Annotated in this window: 16 protein-coding genes and 1 pseudogene; 11 read left to right on the top strand and 6 right to left on the bottom strand. The window is 69.8% G+C overall.

Features of this window, described 5'->3' with window-relative positions:
* Nucleotides 1–12: 12 nt before the first annotated feature.
* Nucleotides 13–1,416 (bottom strand): GntP family permease, encoded by a 1,404-nt coding sequence (locus QE416_RS15690; protein WP_307317576.1) that lies wholly within the window; start codon nt 1,414–1,416, stop codon nt 13–15.
* Nucleotides 1,417–1,557: 141 nt separating this feature from the next.
* On the opposite strand from QE416_RS15690, the gene QE416_RS15685 reads away from it, so the two are divergent.
* Entirely contained in the window at nt 1,558–2,268 is a 711-nt protein-coding gene (locus QE416_RS15685; protein ID WP_267787492.1) for a FadR/GntR family transcriptional regulator, read from the top strand.
* Between the two features lie 83 nt (nt 2,269–2,351).
* Here the strand turns inward: QE416_RS15685 and QE416_RS15680 are convergent, their stop codons facing one another.
* Nucleotides 2,352–3,266, bottom strand: a complete 915-nt coding sequence (locus tag QE416_RS15680) for an NAD(P)-dependent oxidoreductase (RefSeq protein WP_307317574.1) — start codon at nt 3,264–3,266, stop codon at nt 2,352–2,354.
* Between the two features lie 114 nt (nt 3,267–3,380).
* Here QE416_RS15680 and QE416_RS15675 point away from each other — a divergent pair, with 114 nt between their 5' ends.
* From QE416_RS15675 to QE416_RS16545, 7 genes and pseudogenes are all read left to right on the top strand, one after another.
* Nucleotides 3,381–4,436 carry a D-2-hydroxyacid dehydrogenase gene (locus QE416_RS15675; RefSeq protein WP_307317980.1) on the top strand — a complete coding sequence of 352 codons (1,056 nt, stop codon included), beginning with the start codon at nt 3,381–3,383 and terminating at the stop codon, nt 4,434–4,436.
* A gap of 24 nt (nt 4,437–4,460) precedes the next feature.
* Complete coding sequence (locus QE416_RS15670; RefSeq protein ID WP_267787490.1) at nt 4,461–5,252, top strand: IclR family transcriptional regulator; 792 nt, start codon at nt 4,461–4,463, stop codon at nt 5,250–5,252.
* A gap of 154 nt (nt 5,253–5,406) precedes the next feature.
* Nucleotides 5,407–6,822 (top strand): MFS transporter, encoded by a 1,416-nt coding sequence (locus QE416_RS15665; protein WP_307317572.1) that lies wholly within the window; start codon nt 5,407–5,409, stop codon nt 6,820–6,822.
* Nucleotides 6,819–7,586, top strand: coding sequence for an SDR family oxidoreductase (locus tag QE416_RS15660; protein ID WP_267787489.1), 768 nt, complete (start codon nt 6,819–6,821; stop codon nt 7,584–7,586). The genes QE416_RS15665 and QE416_RS15660 overlap by 4 nt, the downstream gene beginning before the upstream one ends.
* On the top strand, nt 7,586–8,323 hold the full coding sequence (locus QE416_RS15655) for a fumarylacetoacetate hydrolase family protein (RefSeq protein ID WP_267787488.1): 738 nt from the start codon (nt 7,586–7,588) through the stop codon (nt 8,321–8,323). The genes QE416_RS15660 and QE416_RS15655 overlap by 1 nt, the downstream gene beginning before the upstream one ends.
* 8 nt (nt 8,324–8,331) lie before the next feature.
* Nucleotides 8,332–8,556 (top strand): annotated as a pseudogene (locus QE416_RS16550) (alcohol dehydrogenase catalytic domain-containing protein); the annotation flags it as partial.
* Between the two features lie 191 nt (nt 8,557–8,747).
* Nucleotides 8,748–9,374 (top strand): zinc-binding dehydrogenase, encoded by a 627-nt coding sequence (locus QE416_RS16545; protein WP_373458866.1) that lies wholly within the window; start codon nt 8,748–8,750, stop codon nt 9,372–9,374.
* Nucleotides 9,375–9,506: 132 nt separating this feature from the next.
* On the opposite strand, the gene QE416_RS15645 is transcribed toward QE416_RS16545, so the two are convergent.
* Entirely contained in the window at nt 9,507–9,632 is a 126-nt protein-coding gene (locus QE416_RS15645; RefSeq protein WP_307317569.1) for a hypothetical protein, read from the bottom strand.
* Nucleotides 9,633–9,928: 296 nt separating this feature from the next.
* On the opposite strand from QE416_RS15645, the gene QE416_RS15640 reads away from it, so the two are divergent.
* Together QE416_RS15640 and pth are read left to right on the top strand one after the other, a co-directional pair.
* Complete coding sequence (locus QE416_RS15640; protein WP_210074105.1) at nt 9,929–10,567, top strand: 50S ribosomal protein L25/general stress protein Ctc; 639 nt, start codon at nt 9,929–9,931, stop codon at nt 10,565–10,567.
* 129 nt (nt 10,568–10,696) lie between these two features.
* Nucleotides 10,697–11,281: an aminoacyl-tRNA hydrolase gene (gene pth, locus QE416_RS15635; RefSeq protein WP_267787485.1), complete on the top strand. Its 585-nt coding sequence runs from the start codon at nt 10,697–10,699 to the stop codon at nt 11,279–11,281.
* Between the two features lie 9 nt (nt 11,282–11,290).
* Here the strand turns inward: pth and QE416_RS15630 are convergent, their stop codons facing one another.
* The 3 genes from QE416_RS15630 to QE416_RS15620 form a co-directional block, all read right to left on the bottom strand.
* Entirely contained in the window at nt 11,291–12,061 is a 771-nt protein-coding gene (locus QE416_RS15630) for a MerR family transcriptional regulator (protein ID WP_307317978.1), read from the bottom strand.
* Between the two features lie 97 nt (nt 12,062–12,158).
* A complete protein-coding gene (locus QE416_RS15625; protein ID WP_210074111.1) occupies nt 12,159–12,665 on the bottom strand; it encodes a hypothetical protein in 507 nt (168 codons plus the stop codon).
* 140 nt (nt 12,666–12,805) lie between these two features.
* Nucleotides 12,806–13,291, bottom strand: coding sequence for a hypothetical protein (locus tag QE416_RS15620; RefSeq protein ID WP_307317563.1), 486 nt, complete (start codon nt 13,289–13,291; stop codon nt 12,806–12,808).
* 82 nt (nt 13,292–13,373) lie between these two features.
* Between QE416_RS15620 and mfd the strand changes: the two genes are divergently transcribed.
* Nucleotides 13,374–16,961 carry a transcription-repair coupling factor gene (mfd, locus tag QE416_RS15615; protein ID WP_307317560.1) on the top strand — a complete coding sequence of 1,196 codons (3,588 nt, stop codon included), beginning with the start codon at nt 13,374–13,376 and terminating at the stop codon, nt 16,959–16,961.
* Nucleotides 16,962–17,370: the final 409 nt, after the last annotated feature.

Here is a 17,370-nt window from a genome sequence, read left to right as displayed (position 1 = left end):
CTTCCTCTCCCATCAGACGAACACGCTGATCGCGAGAACGCCGGCCAGGCCCATGACCGAGATCACGCACTCCAGCACGCTCCATGTTTTCAGTGTCTGTGGGATGTTCAAGCCGAAGTACTCCTTGATGAGCCAGAAGCCGGCATCGTTCACGTGGCTCAGGAACACCGAGCCCGCGCCGATCGCGAGCACCAGCAACGCCGTCATGGGGGCGTCGAGCGTCTCGGTGAGCGGCTGCAGGATGCCGGCGGCGGTGATCGTGGCGACGGTGGCCGATCCGGTCGCGACGCGGATGACCACGGCGACCAGCCAGGCCAGCAGCAGCACGGAGACACTGGAGCCCGCGACGAGATCGGCGATCACTTTGCCGATGCCGGTGTCGACGAGCACCTGCTTGAACCCGCCGCCCGCGCCGACGATGAGGAGGATGCCGGCGATGGGCCCGAGAGAGGAGCCGACGACGCTCGTCAGCTTGGCGCGGTCGAAGCCGGCGCCCCGGCCGAGCACGACGAAGCCGACGAGCACGGCCAGCAGCAGGGCGATGATCGGCAGGCCGAGGAAGTCGATGACCACCTTCCATGCGGCGGTCGAGCCGGGCGCGACGATGTCGGCGACGGCCTTCAGCAGCATGAGGAACACGGGCAGGAGGATGCTCGCGAGCGTCGCCGCGAACGACGGGCGGCGAGCGGGCTCCTCTCCCTTCTCCTCGGCCGAGACGAACAGCTCGGGCACGGGGACGGGGGCCCAGCGGGCGGCGATCGGGGCGAACAACGGGCCGGCGACGATGACCGCGGGGATCGCGACGATCACGCCGAACGCGAGGGTCAGGCCGAGGTTGGCATCCAGTGCGTCGATGGCGGCGAGCGGCCCCGGGTGCGGGGGCACGAGGCCGTGCATCGCGGAGAGGCCTGCGAGGGTCGGGATCGCGATCTTCATCAGCGAGACGCCCGAGCGGCGGGCCACGAGGATGATGACGGGGACCAGCAGTACGAGACCGACCTCGAAGAACATCGGCAGGCCGATGATCGCTCCGATCAACCCCATGACCCAGGGGAGTGAGCGCGGGGTCGCGCGGGCGACGAGGGTGTCGACGATGCGGTCGGCGCCGCCCGAGTCGGCGAGCAGCTTGCCGAAGATCGCACCGAGGGCGATGAGGATGCCGACGCCGCCCATGGTCGAGCCGAAGCCGCCGGTGAAGCTCGTCACCGAGGTGGCGATGGGCATGCCGGCGACGACGCCCGTCGTGAACCCGCCGATGGTCAGGGCGAGGAAGGGGTGCAGCTTGCCCCACGTGATGAGCACCACGATGAGGGCGATGCCGATGAGGGCGGCGGTGATCAACTGCCCGGCGGGGGCGGTGGTCGCGGACTCCGCGGCGGCGAGCACCAGCGTGGAGGGGTGGGGGGAGAGGGCCATGAGCGTCCTTGATCCGGCGAGCGGCAGCGATGCCGTGGGTGATGGTGCAGTGGGTATTTGTCGTACATAAAACCACAAGATGCAGGGATGTGCACGACGAATGCGTCCGTCGGAGCGCATCACGTCTGTCATCATCGAGAAATGACGTTGGACCGTCCCGCCGTGTCGACGCTGCACGACGCCCTCGTCGACCGCCTGGGCTCGGCGATCGTCGACGGGGAGCTGGGCGCCGGCTCGCGCCTCATCACAGCCGAGCTCTCGCCCGGATCGTCGCGCGGAGCGGGCCGTGAGGCCGTGCGCGTGCTGCAGTCGCTCGGGCTCGTGCGGGTGCGTCGAAAGACGGGTGTCGAGGTGCTTCCGTCGACGCAGTGGAACGTCTACGCGCCCGAGATCATCGCCTGGCGCCTCGCCGGTCCCGGCCGGCACGCGCAGCTACGCGAGCTCAGCGAGCTCCGCGGTGCGATCGAACCGCTCGCTGCGCGTGCCGCGGCGACCCACGCCACCGACGCGCAGCGCCAGGTGCTGGTGGCCGCGGTGATGGAGATGGCGCGCACCGAGCACGACGCGGACGGCGCCGAGTACCTCGCGGCCGACATCCGCTTCCACCGCACGGTGCTCGCGGCATCCGGCAACACGATGTTCGCCGCCCTCGGCGCGGTCGTCGAATCGGTGCTGGTGGGGCGGACGCGACACGAGCTCATGCCGCACGACGCCAACCCGCATGCCGTGCGGTGGCACCAAGACGTGGCCTTCGCCGTCGCGGCCGGTCGCGCCGACGACGCCGTGCAGGCGATGCACCTCATCGTGCGCGAGGCGGGGGATGCGATGGCCTCCGCGGTGAGCTCGGAGTAAGGCCTCGGCGGATCCGTTGCGCGCCGGGGACGAGTCGGTCGTGGTGAGCTCGGTGATCGCGGTCGCTCCGGCGCTCGCCGATCTCAGTCCGTGTGGGTGGGGGCGGAGCTGCGCTCCGCCGTGAAGCGGCGGGTGACGGCGATGTCGCGGCCGCCCAGGCCCCGCTCGACGATCTCGTCGAAGGCGGCTCGCAGGGCCGGCAGCAGCGCGGGGCGCGTGTCGGTGGACGCGGCGATGTCGGCCGCGAAGCGCAGGTCCTTCACCATGTACTCCGCGATGCCACTGGGGGAGTCGTCGCCCGTGACGAGGCGCTCGCGACGGCTCTCGAGCAGGCGTGATCCGGCGTACCCGCCACCCAGAAGGTCCCACAAGGTGGCGGGGTCGACGCCGGAGCGCGCGGCGAGCTCGGTCGCCTCCCCGAGCGCGAGGATCGTCGATGCGACGACGAGTTGGTTGCAGGCTTTCGCCACCTGCCCGGCGCCGAGGGGGCCGAGGCGCACGGGCGTTCCGCACGGAGCCAGAAGTGCGGCAGCCCGGTCGGTGTCGGCGGGGGAGCCGCCGAGCATGATCGACAGTCGCCCGGCCTTCGCGCCGTCCTCGCCGCCCGAGACGGGGCAGTCGACCACCCGGATGCCGTCGGGGAGGCGGTTCGACAGCTCCCGCACGCCCACGGGCGACGAGGTCGAGCCGATCATGACGAGGAAATCGCGGTCGCCGATGCCTGCCAGCAGCCCGTCGGGCCCGTCGAGGTGCTCCTCGAGCTGCGGAAGGTCGGGCAGCATCACGAGCACGGCGTCGGTGTGGACGGCGAGCTCACGGGCCGTCTCGGCCCACTGCGCGCCGGCCTCGATGAGCGCCGGGCGTCGCCGACGCGCGTGGACGGTCAGGGAGCCGCGGGCGGCGAGCAGGTGGTGCGCCATCGGTGCCCCCATTGCCCCGAGGCCCCATACCCCGAGTCGGACGGTGGCGGGGGTGGTCTCGTCGTCGAGAGGTGTCATGCACGGCATCCTATCGACTGGACAACAGGTTGAACAGGGTTCACTATGGTGAACGTATACCGAGGTGTCGAGCGGCTCGCGGTGCCCGCGATCGCGGCGAAGGGATGGACGAAGATGTCGACGCACAAGAGCCTACGCGCGGTGGTCGCCGTTCCGCTGTCGGAGGAGCACTGCCGGCTCATCGAGCGGCTGGAGCCGCGGCTCGAGCTGGTGCGCGATGCCGCTCTCACGCGCCCCATGCGCGGCCCCGCCGACTGGTCGGGTGACCCGGCCCACGTGCGCACCGACACCGAGCAGCGCGCCTTCGAGGCGATGGTCGACTCCGCCGAGGCGCTTTTCGGCATTCCCGACGTCGAACCGGCCGCGCTCTCGCGCACGGTCGCCGCCAACCCGGGGCTGCGGTGGGTCATGACGACGGCAGCCGGTGGCGGCGGGCAGGTGAAGGCGGCAGCCCTCGACGACACGGCTCTCGAGCGCATCGTGTTCACCACGAGTGCGGGCGTGCACGGCGGGCCGCTCGCGGAGTTCGCGGTGTTCGGAGTGCTCGCGGGGGCCAAGGGCCTGCCGCGCCTGCGGGCAGACCAGGATGCGCGCGTCTGGTCCGATCGCTGGGAGATGCGCCAGATCGACGAGATGACCGTGCTCGTCGTGGGGCTCGGCGGCATCGGTGCCGAATGCGCTCGCCGCTTCCACGCTCTGGGCGCCGAGGTGTGGGGCACGACCCGCTCGGGCACGCCCGTCGAGGGGGTCGACCGCCTCGTACCGCTCGACGATCTCGCCGAGGCCGTCGGGCAGGTGGATGCCATCGTCGTGACGCTCCCCGGGACCGATCAGACGCACCACCTCATCGGTGCGGACATGTTCGCCGCCGTCCGTCCGGGGGTCGTCCTCGCCAGCGTCGGGCGCGGCAGCGTCATCGACGAGAGCGCTCTGCTCGCGGCCCTCGACGATGGCCGGGTCGGTTTCGCGGCGCTCGACGTGTTCGAGGTCGAGCCGCTGCCCGTCGACTCGCCGCTGTGGGGGCACCCGCGCGTTCTCGTGAGCCCGCACACGGCCGCGCTGAGCAGCAGGGAAGAGGAGAGGATCGCCCGTCGCTTCGCCGAGAACGCCACGCGCCTGATCGATGGACAGCCGTTGCGCGCGGTTGTCGATACGGTCGAGTTCTACTGATCGAGACCATCGAGGGGAGCCGGCATGACCGACGACGACGGCCGGCTCGCACGGGATCCCGCCCCGGCGGTGGGACGCAGTATTCGCCTGCTCGGGCTTCTGGCCGAGGCCGAGCGTGCGCTCACCCTGACCGAGCTGGCATCGGGGCTGGGGCTGGCGAAGTCGTCGACCGCCAACCTGTGCCTCTCGCTCGAGGCGGAGCGCATGATCGAACGAGTCCCGCTCGGCTATCGCCTCGGCATCCGCACCGCCGAGCTCGGCGGAGCTTTCGCGGCGCAGTTCAACCAGGTGCGCGAGTTCTACGCCGTCTGCGAGTCGTCGCCCGTGCTAGTGCGCGAGCTCGTGCAGGTGGCGGTGCTCGATGACGCCGACTCGCTCTACCTCGCCCGGTACGAGGGCTCGCGCTCGGTGCGTCTGGGCACGCCGCTGGGCTCCCGACTTCCCGCCGCCCTGTCGGCGACGGGGCGCGCGCTGCTCATGACGCGCGACGACGCCACCGTGCGGGATCTGCTCGCGCGTCGAGGCCCGCTGCCCGCGCTGACGGCGCACAGCACGGTCGATGTCGAGGGCATCCTCGTGAAGCTGGCGGTCGCTCGCGAGCGCGGATGGGCCATCGACGAGGAGGAGTCGTTCCGGGGGATCGTCGGGGTGGCCGTGCCCCTCGAGGGGTGGGCGCCGGGCGATCCGCAGTTGGCCCTGGGTGTCGGCATCCCCGTTCTGGATGCCACGCCCGAGCGCATCACGCGCGTCGGAGAGGCGTTGCGCGGGGCCGCGTCGGCGCTGACGAATCCGTTCAGCGCGGCACCGCGCCCCTGAGTGCGCTCGTCTCGCCCCTCCGTGGAGGGGTATTCGTCGCGCCTCCCGATCGATGGAGTGGAAACGGGCTCAACGAATTGTGTTCAACATATTGAACTCAGTTCAGAGGGTTGATACAGTCCCGGTGTCGGGAGACCCCAGCCGATCAAAGGAGATGGCCGTGACCACTGCACCCACCGCACCGCCCGTGCCGCAGGACGACCCCGAGTACGCCGCCAATCTGCGGAGGGCGACCCTCGCCTCCAGCATCGGCAGCGCGCTCGAGTACTTCGACTTCGCGCTCTACGGGCTGTCGACGGCGCTGATCTTCAACGTCCTGTTCTTCTCGCAAGACAACCCGGCCCTGGCCACGGTCGCCGCTTTCGCGACCTACGGCGTCGGCTTCCTGGCACGTCCCTTCGGCGGACTCTTCTTCGGCGTGCTCGGCGACAAGCTCGGCCGTAAGTGGGTCCTCGTCATCACGATCGTGCTGATGGGCGGGGCGTCCACCGCCATCGGCCTCCTGCCCACGTACGAGGCCGTCGGCATCCTCGCTCCGATCCTGCTCGTGGTCATGCGACTGCTCCAGGGCTTCGGCGCCGGCGCCGAGCAGGCGGGGGCCACGGTCCTCATGGCCGAATACGCCCCCGTCAAGCGCCGCGGATTCTTCTCGGCCCTGCCCTTCATCGGCATCCAGGCCGGAACGCTGCTCGCGGCCGTCGTGTTCAGCCTCATCTCGCTGCTGCCCGAAGACCAGCTGCTCAGCTGGGGCTGGCGCGTGCCATTCCTCGCCTCGTTCGTGCTGATCCTCCTCGCGCTGTTCATCCGCATGCGCCTGCGCGAGACGCCGACCTTCATCGAGCTCGAGAAGAGCGAGCAGATTGCCGAGCGGCCCGTGCGCGACATCTTCACGCGCGGTCTGCCCGGAGTCATCGTCGGTATCGGGCTCCGCATGGCCGAGAACGGCGGCTCCTACATGTTCAACACCCTCGCGCTGACCTTTTTCGTCGCGTCGGTGGGGGGACAGGCCGACCGCAGCCTCCTCACCTGGGGGGTCACCCTCGGCTCGCTGATCGGCATCTTCTCGGTGCCGCTGACGGGCGCCTTGTCCGACCGGATGGGTCGTCGCACGGTGTACCGCGCGGGCGCGGTGTTCATGCTGCTGTTCACCTTCCCCGCCTGGTGGCTGATCTCGCTCGGGAGCTACCCGATCACGATCGCCGTCGTCGCGATCGGTATCGGCGTCGCCGTCAACTCCATGCTCGGACCCCAGTGCGCGATGCTCCCTGAGCTGTTCGGCAACCGCCACCGTTACCTCGGCGTCGCGATGGCGCGAGAGATCTCGGCGGTGCTCGCCGGTGGCCTCGCGGGTGTGCTGGGCGCCTACATCATCGCCGTCAGCGGCGCAAACTGGCTGCTGCTGGCGATCTACATGGCCACGCTCGCCCTGATCACCACGGCATCCACCTTCCTCGTCCCCGAGACGCTGCGCCGCGACCTCACGCGCACCGACGACGCGATCAAGGTGTCTCGCGAAGAGGCCGGCGAGGGCGTGGACGCCACGACCGTCACCGTGCGGACGATCCGATGACGGCCGCGTTCGACCTGACCGGGCGGCTGGCCCTGGTCACCGGTTCCAGCCGCGGCATCGGCCGGGCCCTCGCGCAGGGCCTCGCCGAGGCGGGGGCCACGACGCTCGTGCACGGACGGGATGCCGAGACCGCCGGACGCGCGGCGGAGGAGATCTCCGCGTCGACCGGGGTGGCCGCTCACGCGGTGACCTTCGATGTGGGGGAGTCCGGCGCTGTCGACGAGGGCGTCTCTCTCATCGAGCATCGCTACGGCGTGCCCGACATCGTCGTGAACAACGCCGGCATCCAGCGGCGCGCGCCGATCGCGGAGTTCGCCGACACCGACTGGGACGACCTGGTGCGCACGAACCTCTCGAGCGCGTTCTACGTCTCCCGACGTGTGGCCGGCGGCATGATCTCGCGCGGATCGGGCAAGCTCGTGCAGATCGGTAGCGTCCAGTCGCAGCTGGCCCGCCCTTCCATCGCGGCGTACGGCGCGACGAAGGGAGCGATCACGATGCTCACGAAGGGCCTGTGCGCCGATCTCGCGCCGCACGGCATTCAGGCCAACGCCATCGCACCCGGGTACTTCGCCACGGAGCTGACCCGGGCACTCGTCGACGACGAGAAGTTCTCCGCGTGGGTGCGCTCGCGCACGCCCGCGGGGCGGTGGGGGAACACCGGCGACCTGGTGGGGGCGCTGGTGTTCCTCTCGAGCTCGGCGAGCGACTTCGTCAACGGCCAGACGATCTTCGTCGACGGCGGCATGACGGCGGTGGTCTGATGCGCATCGCTCGCGTCGAGACCCCCGCCGGGGTGCGCACGGTCCGTCTCGCCGACGACGGGTCGTGGATCCCGATCACTGATCCGTACGCAGCGTTCGCGGACGGCCGCCGCCCCGCCGACGAGGGCGACCCGGTCGCGGGACGTCTGTTGGCTCCGTGCGAGCCGATCGTGGTCGTCGGCATCGCGCAGAATGGCCCCGATCATGCCGCTCCCGTGCAGGCATGGCTGAAGAGTCCGCGCACCGTCACCGGGTCGGACGCGTCGGTGGCGCTCCGGCGCGACGCGGGCACCACGGTCGCCGAAGCCGAGATCGCCGTCGTTATCGGTCGCGACACCACCGGGTTGACGGCGGCGAACGCCCACGAGTACGTGCTCGGCATGACTGCCGTCAACGACCTGTCGAGCCCCGACCGGTCGGTCCTCGATCCGCGCAACTTCGAGTCCAAGGCGGGCGCGGGCTACACACCGCTCGGGCCGTGGATCGACACCGGGTTGTCGCTCGATGCCGATCTGGCTCTGGCGCTCATCGTCGACGACGAGCCGGTCCGGCAGACCTCCGCCGCGCGTCTGCCGGTCTCGCTGAGGGACTGCCTGGCCTACGTCGCCGGGTGGAACGTCCTCGGCCCGGGCGACGTCATCATGATGGGGGCACCGTTCTCCGCCGCACCGATCCACCCGGGTGCGCGGGTCGACGTCGTCGTCGCCGATGTGCGCCTTCGCACCGCAACTTTCTGAGGAGAACCGTGACGAATCTCGCCGTGGTGGCCCACGCCGCCGACGACCTCCGCATCGACGACATCGGTGAGCCGACCCCGGATGCCGATGAGGCCGTCGTCGCCGTCTCATTCGGGGGTGTCTGCGGCTCCGACCTCCACTACTGGCGACACGGGGCTGCGGGAGCATCGATCCTGCGGGAGCCGCTCGTCCTGGGCCATGAGCTGTCGGGGGTGGTGGTGCGCGCCGCTGCCGACGGAAGCGGGCCCGCCGAGGGCACGCCGGTGGCCGTGCACCCGCTGACTCCCCGCGACGACGGCGCGACGCCGTGGCCGCGGGAGCGCCCGAACCTCGCGCCGGCCTCGACCTACCTGGGCTCGGCCATGCACCTCCCGCACACGCAGGGCAGGGCGGGTTCGCCGAGCGTGTCGCGCTCCCCACGCGCATGCTCTTCCCTCTGCCGGCGGGGCTCGATCTCGCCACGGCCGTGCTTGCGGAGCCCGCGGCGGTCGCGTGGCACGCCGTCGAACGCGCCGGAACGGTCGCGGGCCGACGCGTCGCGGTCATCGGGTCGGGTCCCATCGGCCTGCTCGCCGTGGCCGCGGCTCGCCACCACGGTGCCGGCGAGGTCATCGCCACTGATCTGCACGAGCTTCCGCGCGGTCTGGCAGCGGCTCGTGGGGCGCGTACCCTCGACGCGCGCGACGCGGCGGCGATCGAGGCCCTGCACGCCGACGTCGTGATCGAGTCGAGCGGCACCGTCCCCGGACTCGCTGCGGCGGTCGCGGCGGCGCGGCGCGGCGGGACGGTCGTTCTGCTCGGGCTTCAAGCGGCGGGCACGGTAGCGGCGCCGATCGCGACGGCGATCACACGGGAGCTGACGCTGACCGGGTCGTTCCGTTTCGGCGGCGAGTTCGGCGAGGTGCTGGCGGCGCTTGCCGACGGGTCACTCGCCGTGGAAGGCATCGTGACGCACGTGACGCCCGTCGCTCACGCCCTCGACGCCTTCGCGACGGCGGTGGACGCGTCGCGATCGTCGAAGGTCGTGCTCTCGTTCGGCGGAAACAACTGAACGACCCGTCACGCTCCCCGGAGGCGGGGTGACGACGATCGAGCTCGTCCTCACGAACCGGTCCGCATAAGGGTCGGCACAGCCCGGCGACCGCGGAGCGGCTCCGCCGGGGGCAAGCCGCGGTTCCGGGCGTCAGTGCTTCTTGTAGTTCGTGGTGCGGCCCATCGAGAACAGGGCGCCGACGGTGCCGAGCAGGCCGAATGCGGCGATGCCGCCGATGACCCAGAGCACGACGTGAGAGAAGAAGCCGCTGTCCATGATGATCCTCCGGGTGGGTTGTGGCCGTTCGATCCTACCGTCGCTCCGCGGGCGGTCCTGCGCGCGCCCCGGCGGCGGGGTCGTGGTGCGGCCCCGCGCGCTGGTAGACTTCCGGGGAACTTCGGCGAGGGATGCCACCTCGTACGCCGTACGGCGCGCTGGGCATCCGTGATCGACGCAGTGATGCAGGCTCCCGGCTTTCCTCACGCGCTCGCGTTCGAGTCGAATCCAGACCACACAGGTGCGGACCTTGTCCGCTCACAAGCTGCGGGACACGAGCCCGCGAGGAGAACATCATGTCGGAAGACAACAAGGTCGTCGTAGAACTGCGCGAGAACTTCGGCAAGGGCTTCGCCCGTCGCCTCCGCGCCGCGGGCAAGATCCCCGCCGTCATCTACGGTCACGGCACCGAGCCCCAGCACGTCGCGCTGCCCGGTCACCAGACCGCGCTGCTGATCCGTCGCGCCAACGCGCTGCTCGACCTCGACATCGCGGGCAAGAGCCAGCTCGTCCTCGTCAAGGATGTCCAGAAGGACCCCGTGCGCCAGATCATCGAGCACATCGACCTCATCGTGGTGAACAAGGGCGAGAAGGTCCAGGTCGACGTTCCCGTCGTCATCACCGGCGAGCCCTTCTCGGGCACCATCGCCATGCTCGACGCCACGTCGGTCTCGCTCGAGGTCGAGGCCACTCACATCCCGCAGAACGTCGAGGTCGATGTCGAGGGCGCCGAGGACGGCACCCAGATCACCGCCGCCGACCTGAAGCTGCCCCAGGGCGCGACCCTCGTCACCGAGCCCGAGACCCTCATCGTGGGTGTCTCGATCCCGCTCGACACGATCGCCGCCGACGAAGAGATCGCCGAGGCCGACGCCGAGGTCGCCGGGGAGCAGTCCGAAGAGGCCGAGACGGCCGAACAGGGCGACGACAAGTAATTCCCGAGGGCCGTTCACCGGTCCGACGACGACGAGGGGGCGCGGATTCGCGTCCCCTCGTTCGTTTCCCCGCGCGGCGCACCGCGTCGTCGCGTACGGTCCCCACCCGGACCCGGAAGGATGGATGCCATGGCAGACACCTGGCTCATCGTGGGTCTCGGCAACCCCGGCCCGCGCTACGAGGCGACGAGGCACAACATCGGTCAGATGGTCATCGATGAACTCGCCGCCCGTCGCCGCGAAGCGTTCCGCGCGCACAAGGCCAACGCGCGCGTGGTCGAGACCTGGCTGCGGCCGGGAGCGGCGAAGCTCGTGCTGGCCAAGCCCAACAGTTTCATGAACGTCTCCGGCGGCCCGGCCGCCGGCCTCGCCCGGTTCTACGACATCGGTCCCGAGCGGATCGTCGTCGTGCACGACGAGCTCGATATCCCCTACGACACCATCAAGCTCAAGACCGGCGGCGGTCACGGTGGTCACAACGGCGTCCGTGACATCGCGAAAGCGCTCGGCACGCCCGACTTCCCCCGGGTGCGGGTCGGAATCGGTCGCCCGGTCGGCCGGCAAGATCCCGCGGACTGGGTGCTCGACCCCTTCAGTGCCGCCGAGCGTCAGACCCTGCCCATCCTGGTCTCGGATGCCGCGGATGCCGTGGAGCTGTTGGCCGACGAGGGCCTCGTCGCCGCGCAGCAGCGCTTCCACGCTCCGCGCGCCTGAACGAACGGCTCATACCGAGCCGGTGACCGGTGTGGTCGGGGTCGCGAGCGTGGTGGCCGTCCCCTCCGAGTGCAGAATGTGACGATACGGTCCGGTCGCCGCGAGTTCTAGCGGGAGGAGCGCGGCGTCGAGAGCGGCCCAGGTGTCCCCGAGGTCGACGGGCCGTTGTGCGAGTCGGACGCTCGCCGCGCGGGGCGCTCCCGGGATCGTGACCACGTCTGTTCGGGCCGCCTCGCAGACCGCGGTCACGGCGATCACCCGGGGGTCCGTCGTCCCGTCGTAGACGAGGGCGACCTCCGCCCCTGCCGGTGCGGCCATCCGATCGAGCACCGCGCGCACCGCCGCGGGAATCTCCGACTCGTGCGCCACGGACGTCCGCAGGCCCGGGCCCGTGAGCGGGGGGAGCGCTTCCAGCGTCAGCGTCGTCGCGATGTCGTGGTGCCCGCGGTCGAGCGAGGCGATCCTGCTGTCCAGACGGCGCAGGGCGGCGTTGTCGCGGGCGATGCTGGCGGAAAGCGTCGATCGCCTCGCATCGAGGACTGCGCGCAGCTTCGCGTGGTCCGTCCGTGAGTCGAGCAGGACGCGGATCTCTTCGAGTCCGAAGCCGTTGGCACGGAGGGCGACGATGGTCAGCACGCGTCCTTCCTGCGCGAGGTCGTAGGAGCGGCGTCCGGTTGCCGGATCGACGTCTGCGGGAGGCAGAAGGCCGGTGGCCTCCCAGTGGCGCAGCATGCGTGGCGTCGTACCCGTTTGCCGAGCGAGTTCACCGATCGAGACCATGACGACAGTCCACACCCTGCCACGGTGTCAGGGGCAACACGAGACGGCGAACGGTCCCGGTCGCGAGCAACCGTGGCCGTTCGCACCGAGGGTCAGCTCACGTCGAGACGCCGATCGCCGCGCCTGCGGCCAGGGCGATTCCGACCACGATGCCGCCGAGCACAGATAGCACGACGGCGCCGATGCCCCACCCACGACCGCGACTCTTGATCGCCGCGACGATGCCCTGGACGAAGCCCCACAGGCCGAGAACGGCGTACACGGCGAAGGCGACCACGGTCAGGATGCCGAAGAGCGCAGCCGCCTGCTGGACCTCCGGTGGGAGGGCGTTCGGGTCGACCCGCTGACCGGCGTCGGCGTAGGGCGCGAGGGCCGCGCTCTGCATGCCGGCGATGAGAGCGATGATCGAGCCGCCGACCACGCCGACCAGCGAGACGACGAAAGCGCCGAGCCCGAGCTTGTTTCCGCCCTTGGGGTTCGCAGATGCCGGGGGGACGTAGGCAGGAGCCGCGGGGGCGGGCACTCCTGCGGGGGTGGCGCGGTAGGCGTCGTTGCGCGCGACGGGCTGCTGGTAGGGCTCGGGGGGCGGCGGTGTCGTGCTCACGGAGTGCTCCTCTGGTCTTCGATGGGCGAACAGGCCCTGTCCCGAAGTCTAGGAACCGACTGGCCGGGGATCGCGGGGGTGGACGGTCGCCGATTCGGCGCGATGTCGCCCACTGGGGCGAGGAGCAGTCCGCCCGGGGATCAGACCGACGAACCGCCGGAGGGGACGCTCGCCAGCCCTGCCACGATGGCGATGAGCGTGAGCCCGCCGAAGATCGCGGGTCCCAGAACCGCGATGACGAGCCCGGCGATCCCGGCGCCCCGCCCGGACCGCCGCACGATGGCGACGATACCGAGCACGAGCGCCGTGAGACCGATCACGGTTCCCGACCAGAAAGCGACCTCGCCCAGCAGCACCAGATCGCGGACGGGGGAGAGGACGCGCCAGTCGAAGCCGTTCGACGACATGGTGCCCAGCCCGGGGGCCGCCCCGCGCGCCGAGCGGAACGCCGCGAATCCTCCGACGGCGGATGCCAACACCGCCGCGACGACCGAGAGCGCGAGCGCCCAGGTTCCCAGGGGTCGACCGCGGCGCGTCGGCTCCGGGGGAGTGAGCAGCGTCCCGACCGGCGGCGCCGCGTGGGGGGCGGCGAAGACCGGACCGTTCGGAGCGCTCGGCGACGTCATGCGGCCAGCCTACGAGACACGGATCGCCCGCCGTGTTGTCCACCCCGTCCGAATGTCGGAGCCCCCGCGTAAACTCTTCCGAGTGACAGTTCCCGGGATCGTTCGCGCCCTCGAGCAGGCTGAGTCGTATCGTGAAGCCGCTTCGGCTGCTTCCTCCGACCTGTCTCTCTCCCTCGTCGATGGCCTCGACGCCCCGGTCATCGCCGGCCTCGTCGAACGGCGCCGCTCGGCGGGTGGCCCCGGTGCCGTGCTGGTCATCGCCCCGACCGGTCGACGAGCCGAGTCTCTCGGTCCGGCTCTGGATGCCGTCCTCCCCGGCGCACAGGTTCTGCACTTTCCGGCATGGGAGACGCTGCCGCACGAGCGGCTCAGCCCGAGCCCCGAGACGGTCGGCCGACGCCTCGACGTCCTGCGCCGGATCGCCGCGTGGGACGGCACCGCCCCCCTTGTCGTGACCGCATCGGTGCGCAGTGCTCTCCAGCCGCTGGCTCCCGGGCTCGGCGATGTCGATCCGATCGAGCTCGTCGTCGGCGGGCGTGGACTCGAACTCGAGGGCGTCATCACACGGCTCGTCGAGCTCGCGTACCACCGCGTCGATATGGTGTCGCGCCGCGGCGAGTTCGCGGTGCGCGGCGGCATCCTCGACGTGTTCCCGCCCGTGGCCGATCATCCCTACCGCGTCGAGTTCTTCGGCGACGAGGTCGACCAGATCCGCGCCTTCTCCGTCGCCGACCAGCGTTCGCTCCCCGGCGAGGTCACCTCTGTGATCCTTGTTCCCAGCCGCGAGCTGCTGCTCACGACCGAGGTGCGTGCCCGGGCCGCCGAGCTCCGCGACGGCTACCCGGGCCTGCGTCAACTGCTCGAGAAGATGGCCGAGGGCATTCCCGCTGAGGGGATGGAGTCGCTCATCCCGGTGCTGGTCGACGACCTCATCACCCTTGTCGACTACCTCCCCGGCGGCAGTGCGGTGGCGCTCGTCGACCCCGAGCGTTCGCTCGCCCGCGCGACGACGCTCGGTGACACCAACCGCGAATTCCTCGAGGCTGCCTGGTCGGCGGCTACGGCCGGCGCGGACACCCCGGTCGACCTCGGCTCCGGCGATTTCGTCACCCTCGACGACCTGCACGAGAAGGCGAGCGGGCGCGGCGGTGTCTGGTGGCAGCTCAGCGCCTTCGACTCGGGAGCGGCCGATGCCGAGGACGAGGGGCTCATCGTCCGAGACGACTCGACCCACCGCATCAAGGCCGATCCCGTTCCCTCCTTCCATGGCAATGTCGAGGGCGCGACCGCTCACGTCGGCACGCTGATCAGCGACGGATGGTCGGTCGTCGTCACGGCATCCGGTCCGGGAATGGTCGATCGCGCCCGCGACGTGCTCTCGGAGCGCGGAATCGCGGCGCGTCGTGTCGACGACGTGCGTCTGGCGCCTGAGACGGGTGTCGCTCACGTGGTGTGCGCTCCTCTCGAACGCGGATTCCAGCTTCCCGAGGCGAAATTCGCGGTCATCACGGAAACCGAGTTCTACGGTCGCTCGGTCAGCGGCGACAACCGCGGCGTGAAGAAGCTCGCTTCCCGCCGTCGCAACGTCGTCGACCCTCTGCAGCTCAAGCCCGGCGACGTCGTCGTGCACGCGACGCACGGAATCGGCAAGTTCCTCGAGCTCACCCAGCGCGAGGTGTCGAGTGGTGGCCGTCACGCGGTGAAGACGACGAAGGAGTACCTCGTCCTCGAGTACGCGCCGGCCAAGCGCGGCTACCCGGGCGACAAGCTGTTCGTCCCCACCGATCAGCTCGATCTGCTGTCGAAGTACGTCGGCGGCGAGGCGCCCACTCTGTCGAAAATGGGCGGCAGCGATTGGGCTGCCGCCAAGGGGCGCGCCCGCAAGGCCGTTCGCGACATTGCGGTCGAGCTGGTGAAGCTGTACTCGGCGCGCATGGCGTCGAAGGGCTACGCCTTCGGTCCGGACACCCCCTGGCAGCGCGAGCTCGAAGAAGCATTCCCCTTCGCCGAGACTCTCGACCAGCTTCAGACGATCGACGAGATCAAAGCCGACATGGAGAAACCCATCCCCATGGATCGTCTGCTCTCGGGCGATGTCGGTTTCGGGAAGACCGAGGTCGCGGTCCGCGCGGCCTTCAAGGCCATTCAGGACGGCAAGCAGGTCGCCATGCTCGTGCCGACAACGCTGTTGGTCAAGCAGCATCTCGAGACCTTCGCCGAGCGTTTCGCCGGGTTCCCCGTCACCGTGCGGCCACTGTCGCGTTTCCAGACCGACAAAGACGTCAAGGCCACCCTCGCCGGCCTCACCGACGGCACCGTCGACATGGTCATCGGGACCCACCGCATCCTCACCGAGAAGGTGATCTTCAAGGACCTCGGTCTCATGATCATCGATGAAGAGCAGCGCTTCGGCGTCGAACACAAGGACCAGCTGAAGAAGCTCAAGACCAACGTCGACATCCTCGCGATGAGCGCCACACCCATCCCGCGCACGCTCGAGATGGCGGTCACCGGTATTCGTGAGATGTCGACGCTCGCGACTCCGCCGGAGGACCGGCACCCGATTCTGTCGTACGTCGGACCCCGCAACGACAAGCAGATCGCGGCGGCCATCCGGCGCGAACTGCTGCGAGAGGGCCAGATCTTCTACGTGCACAACCGGGTGTCCTCGATTCAGCGGGTCGCTGCGCACCTCGCCGAACTGGTCCCCGAGGCGCGCATCGTCGTCGCCCACGGGCAGATGGGGGAGCACGCGCTCGAACAGGTCGTCGATGACTTCTGGGAACGTCGTGCCGACGTGCTCGTATCGACCACGATCATCGAGACCGGCCTCGACATCTCGAACGCCAACACGATCATCATCGATCGCGCCGACAAGTACGGGCTCTCGCAACTGCATCAGCTCCGCGGTCGAGTGGGCCGCGGTCGTGACCGCGCATACGCGTACTTCCTCTACGACGAGATGAAGCCCCTCTCCGAGACCGCGGCCGACCGCCTCGAGACCATCGCCGTCAACAACGACCTGGGTTCCGGCATGCAAGTGGCTCTGAAAGACCTCGAGCTCCGCGGTGCCGGCAATCTCCTCGGTGCCGAACAGGCCGGGCATATCGCCGGCGTCGGTTTCGACCTGTATCTGCGGATGATCGGCGAAGCGGTGTCGACGTTCCGAGGTGAGGACGTCGACGGACCCACCGAGCTGCGGCTCGAGCTCCCCGTGGACGCACGCCTGCCCGAGTTCTACATCGACAGCGAGCGGCTGCGTCTCGAGGCGTACCAGAAGCTGTCGGCTGCGGCGTCAGGTACCGCGAAGGCCGACGCGATCGACCTCGTGGTCGACGAACTCCGCGACCGGTATGGGGAGCCTCCTGCGGAGGTCGAAGGTCTCATCGCGGTCGCGCGCCTGCGTCGTCGTGCGGCACAGGCGGGCTTGGCCGATGTCGTCGCTATGGGGTCCAATCTGCGCGTCGCCCCGGCCAACCTGCCCGATTCCATGCGCGTGCGACTGCAGCGGCTGTACCCCAAAGCAAAACTCGTCGCCAATGGAGATGCCATGGTGGTGCCGCTTCCACAGGATGCCGACGACGCGAACCTCATCGCGTGGGTGCGCCAGTTGCTCGATGCGCTGTGGCCGCTGCCGGTAGACGAGAACGCGGAGACCGCGAACGCCTGAGCGTCGCCCGCCTCGCGGATGATCGAGGCAGGAGCCCGGCCGACTGTTCGTCGGCCGGGCTCCGTCGTAGGACCGTGTCATTCTCGGGGCGAGGGGTGGCGACACGCCCGGGCGGAGGCCTCGATTCGACCGATCCGAACTCCCGACGTAGTGTTTTACCTGTTCGCCCCACAGGGGAGAGCGGAGAGGCCGGAAGGCCCCGCTTCGTCTCAAGTGGCGGACTGTCCAGAACCTCATCGTTTCGGTGTAGGGTTTTGGTTCTGGTCTTCGACCGGGTTTCACGACGTTGATCTTTTATAGGTCCCACGGTGAGTACCTTAAGGTTTGAATGATCGAATAGGTAGTGAATTGCCTCACGGGTAGGTCGGGAGACTGTTTCTGTGGGTGCGTCCGTTCCTTGAGAACTCAA

This window comes from Microbacterium sp. SORGH_AS_0421 (assembly GCF_030818635.1).
Classification (GTDB): Bacteria; Actinomycetota; Actinomycetes; order Actinomycetales; family Microbacteriaceae; genus Microbacterium.
The sequence above is the reverse complement of the archived record's forward strand: the minus strand, read 5'-3'. Positions and strand labels throughout refer to the sequence as shown.

Coding starts and splice junctions, on each gene's coding strand:
- QE416_RS15690 (WP_307317576.1), bottom strand. CDS start 1,416: ATGGCCCTCTCCCCCCACCCCTCCACGCTGGTGCTCGCCGCCGCGGAG.
- QE416_RS15685 (WP_267787492.1), top strand. CDS start 1,558: ATGACGTTGGACCGTCCCGCCGTGTCGACGCTGCACGACGCCCTCGTC.
- QE416_RS15680 (WP_307317574.1), bottom strand. CDS start 3,266: ATGACACCTCTCGACGACGAGACCACCCCCGCCACCGTCCGACTCGGG.
- QE416_RS15675 (WP_307317980.1), top strand. CDS start 3,381: ATGTCGACGCACAAGAGCCTACGCGCGGTGGTCGCCGTTCCGCTGTCG.
- QE416_RS15670 (WP_267787490.1), top strand. CDS start 4,461: ATGACCGACGACGACGGCCGGCTCGCACGGGATCCCGCCCCGGCGGTG.
- QE416_RS15665 (WP_307317572.1), top strand. CDS start 5,407: ATGGCCGTGACCACTGCACCCACCGCACCGCCCGTGCCGCAGGACGAC.
- QE416_RS15660 (WP_267787489.1), top strand. CDS start 6,819: ATGACGGCCGCGTTCGACCTGACCGGGCGGCTGGCCCTGGTCACCGGT.
- QE416_RS15655 (WP_267787488.1), top strand. CDS start 7,586: ATGCGCATCGCTCGCGTCGAGACCCCCGCCGGGGTGCGCACGGTCCGT.
- QE416_RS16545 (WP_373458866.1), top strand. CDS start 8,748: ATGCTCTTCCCTCTGCCGGCGGGGCTCGATCTCGCCACGGCCGTGCTT.
- QE416_RS15645 (WP_307317569.1), bottom strand. CDS start 9,632: ATGGACAGCGGCTTCTTCTCTCACGTCGTGCTCTGGGTCATCGGCGGC.
- QE416_RS15640 (WP_210074105.1), top strand. CDS start 9,929: ATGTCGGAAGACAACAAGGTCGTCGTAGAACTGCGCGAGAACTTCGGC.
- pth (WP_267787485.1), top strand. CDS start 10,697: ATGGCAGACACCTGGCTCATCGTGGGTCTCGGCAACCCCGGCCCGCGC.
- QE416_RS15630 (WP_307317978.1), bottom strand. CDS start 12,061: ATGGTCTCGATCGGTGAACTCGCTCGGCAAACGGGTACGACGCCACGC.
- QE416_RS15620 (WP_307317563.1), bottom strand. CDS start 13,291: ATGACGTCGCCGAGCGCTCCGAACGGTCCGGTCTTCGCCGCCCCCCAC.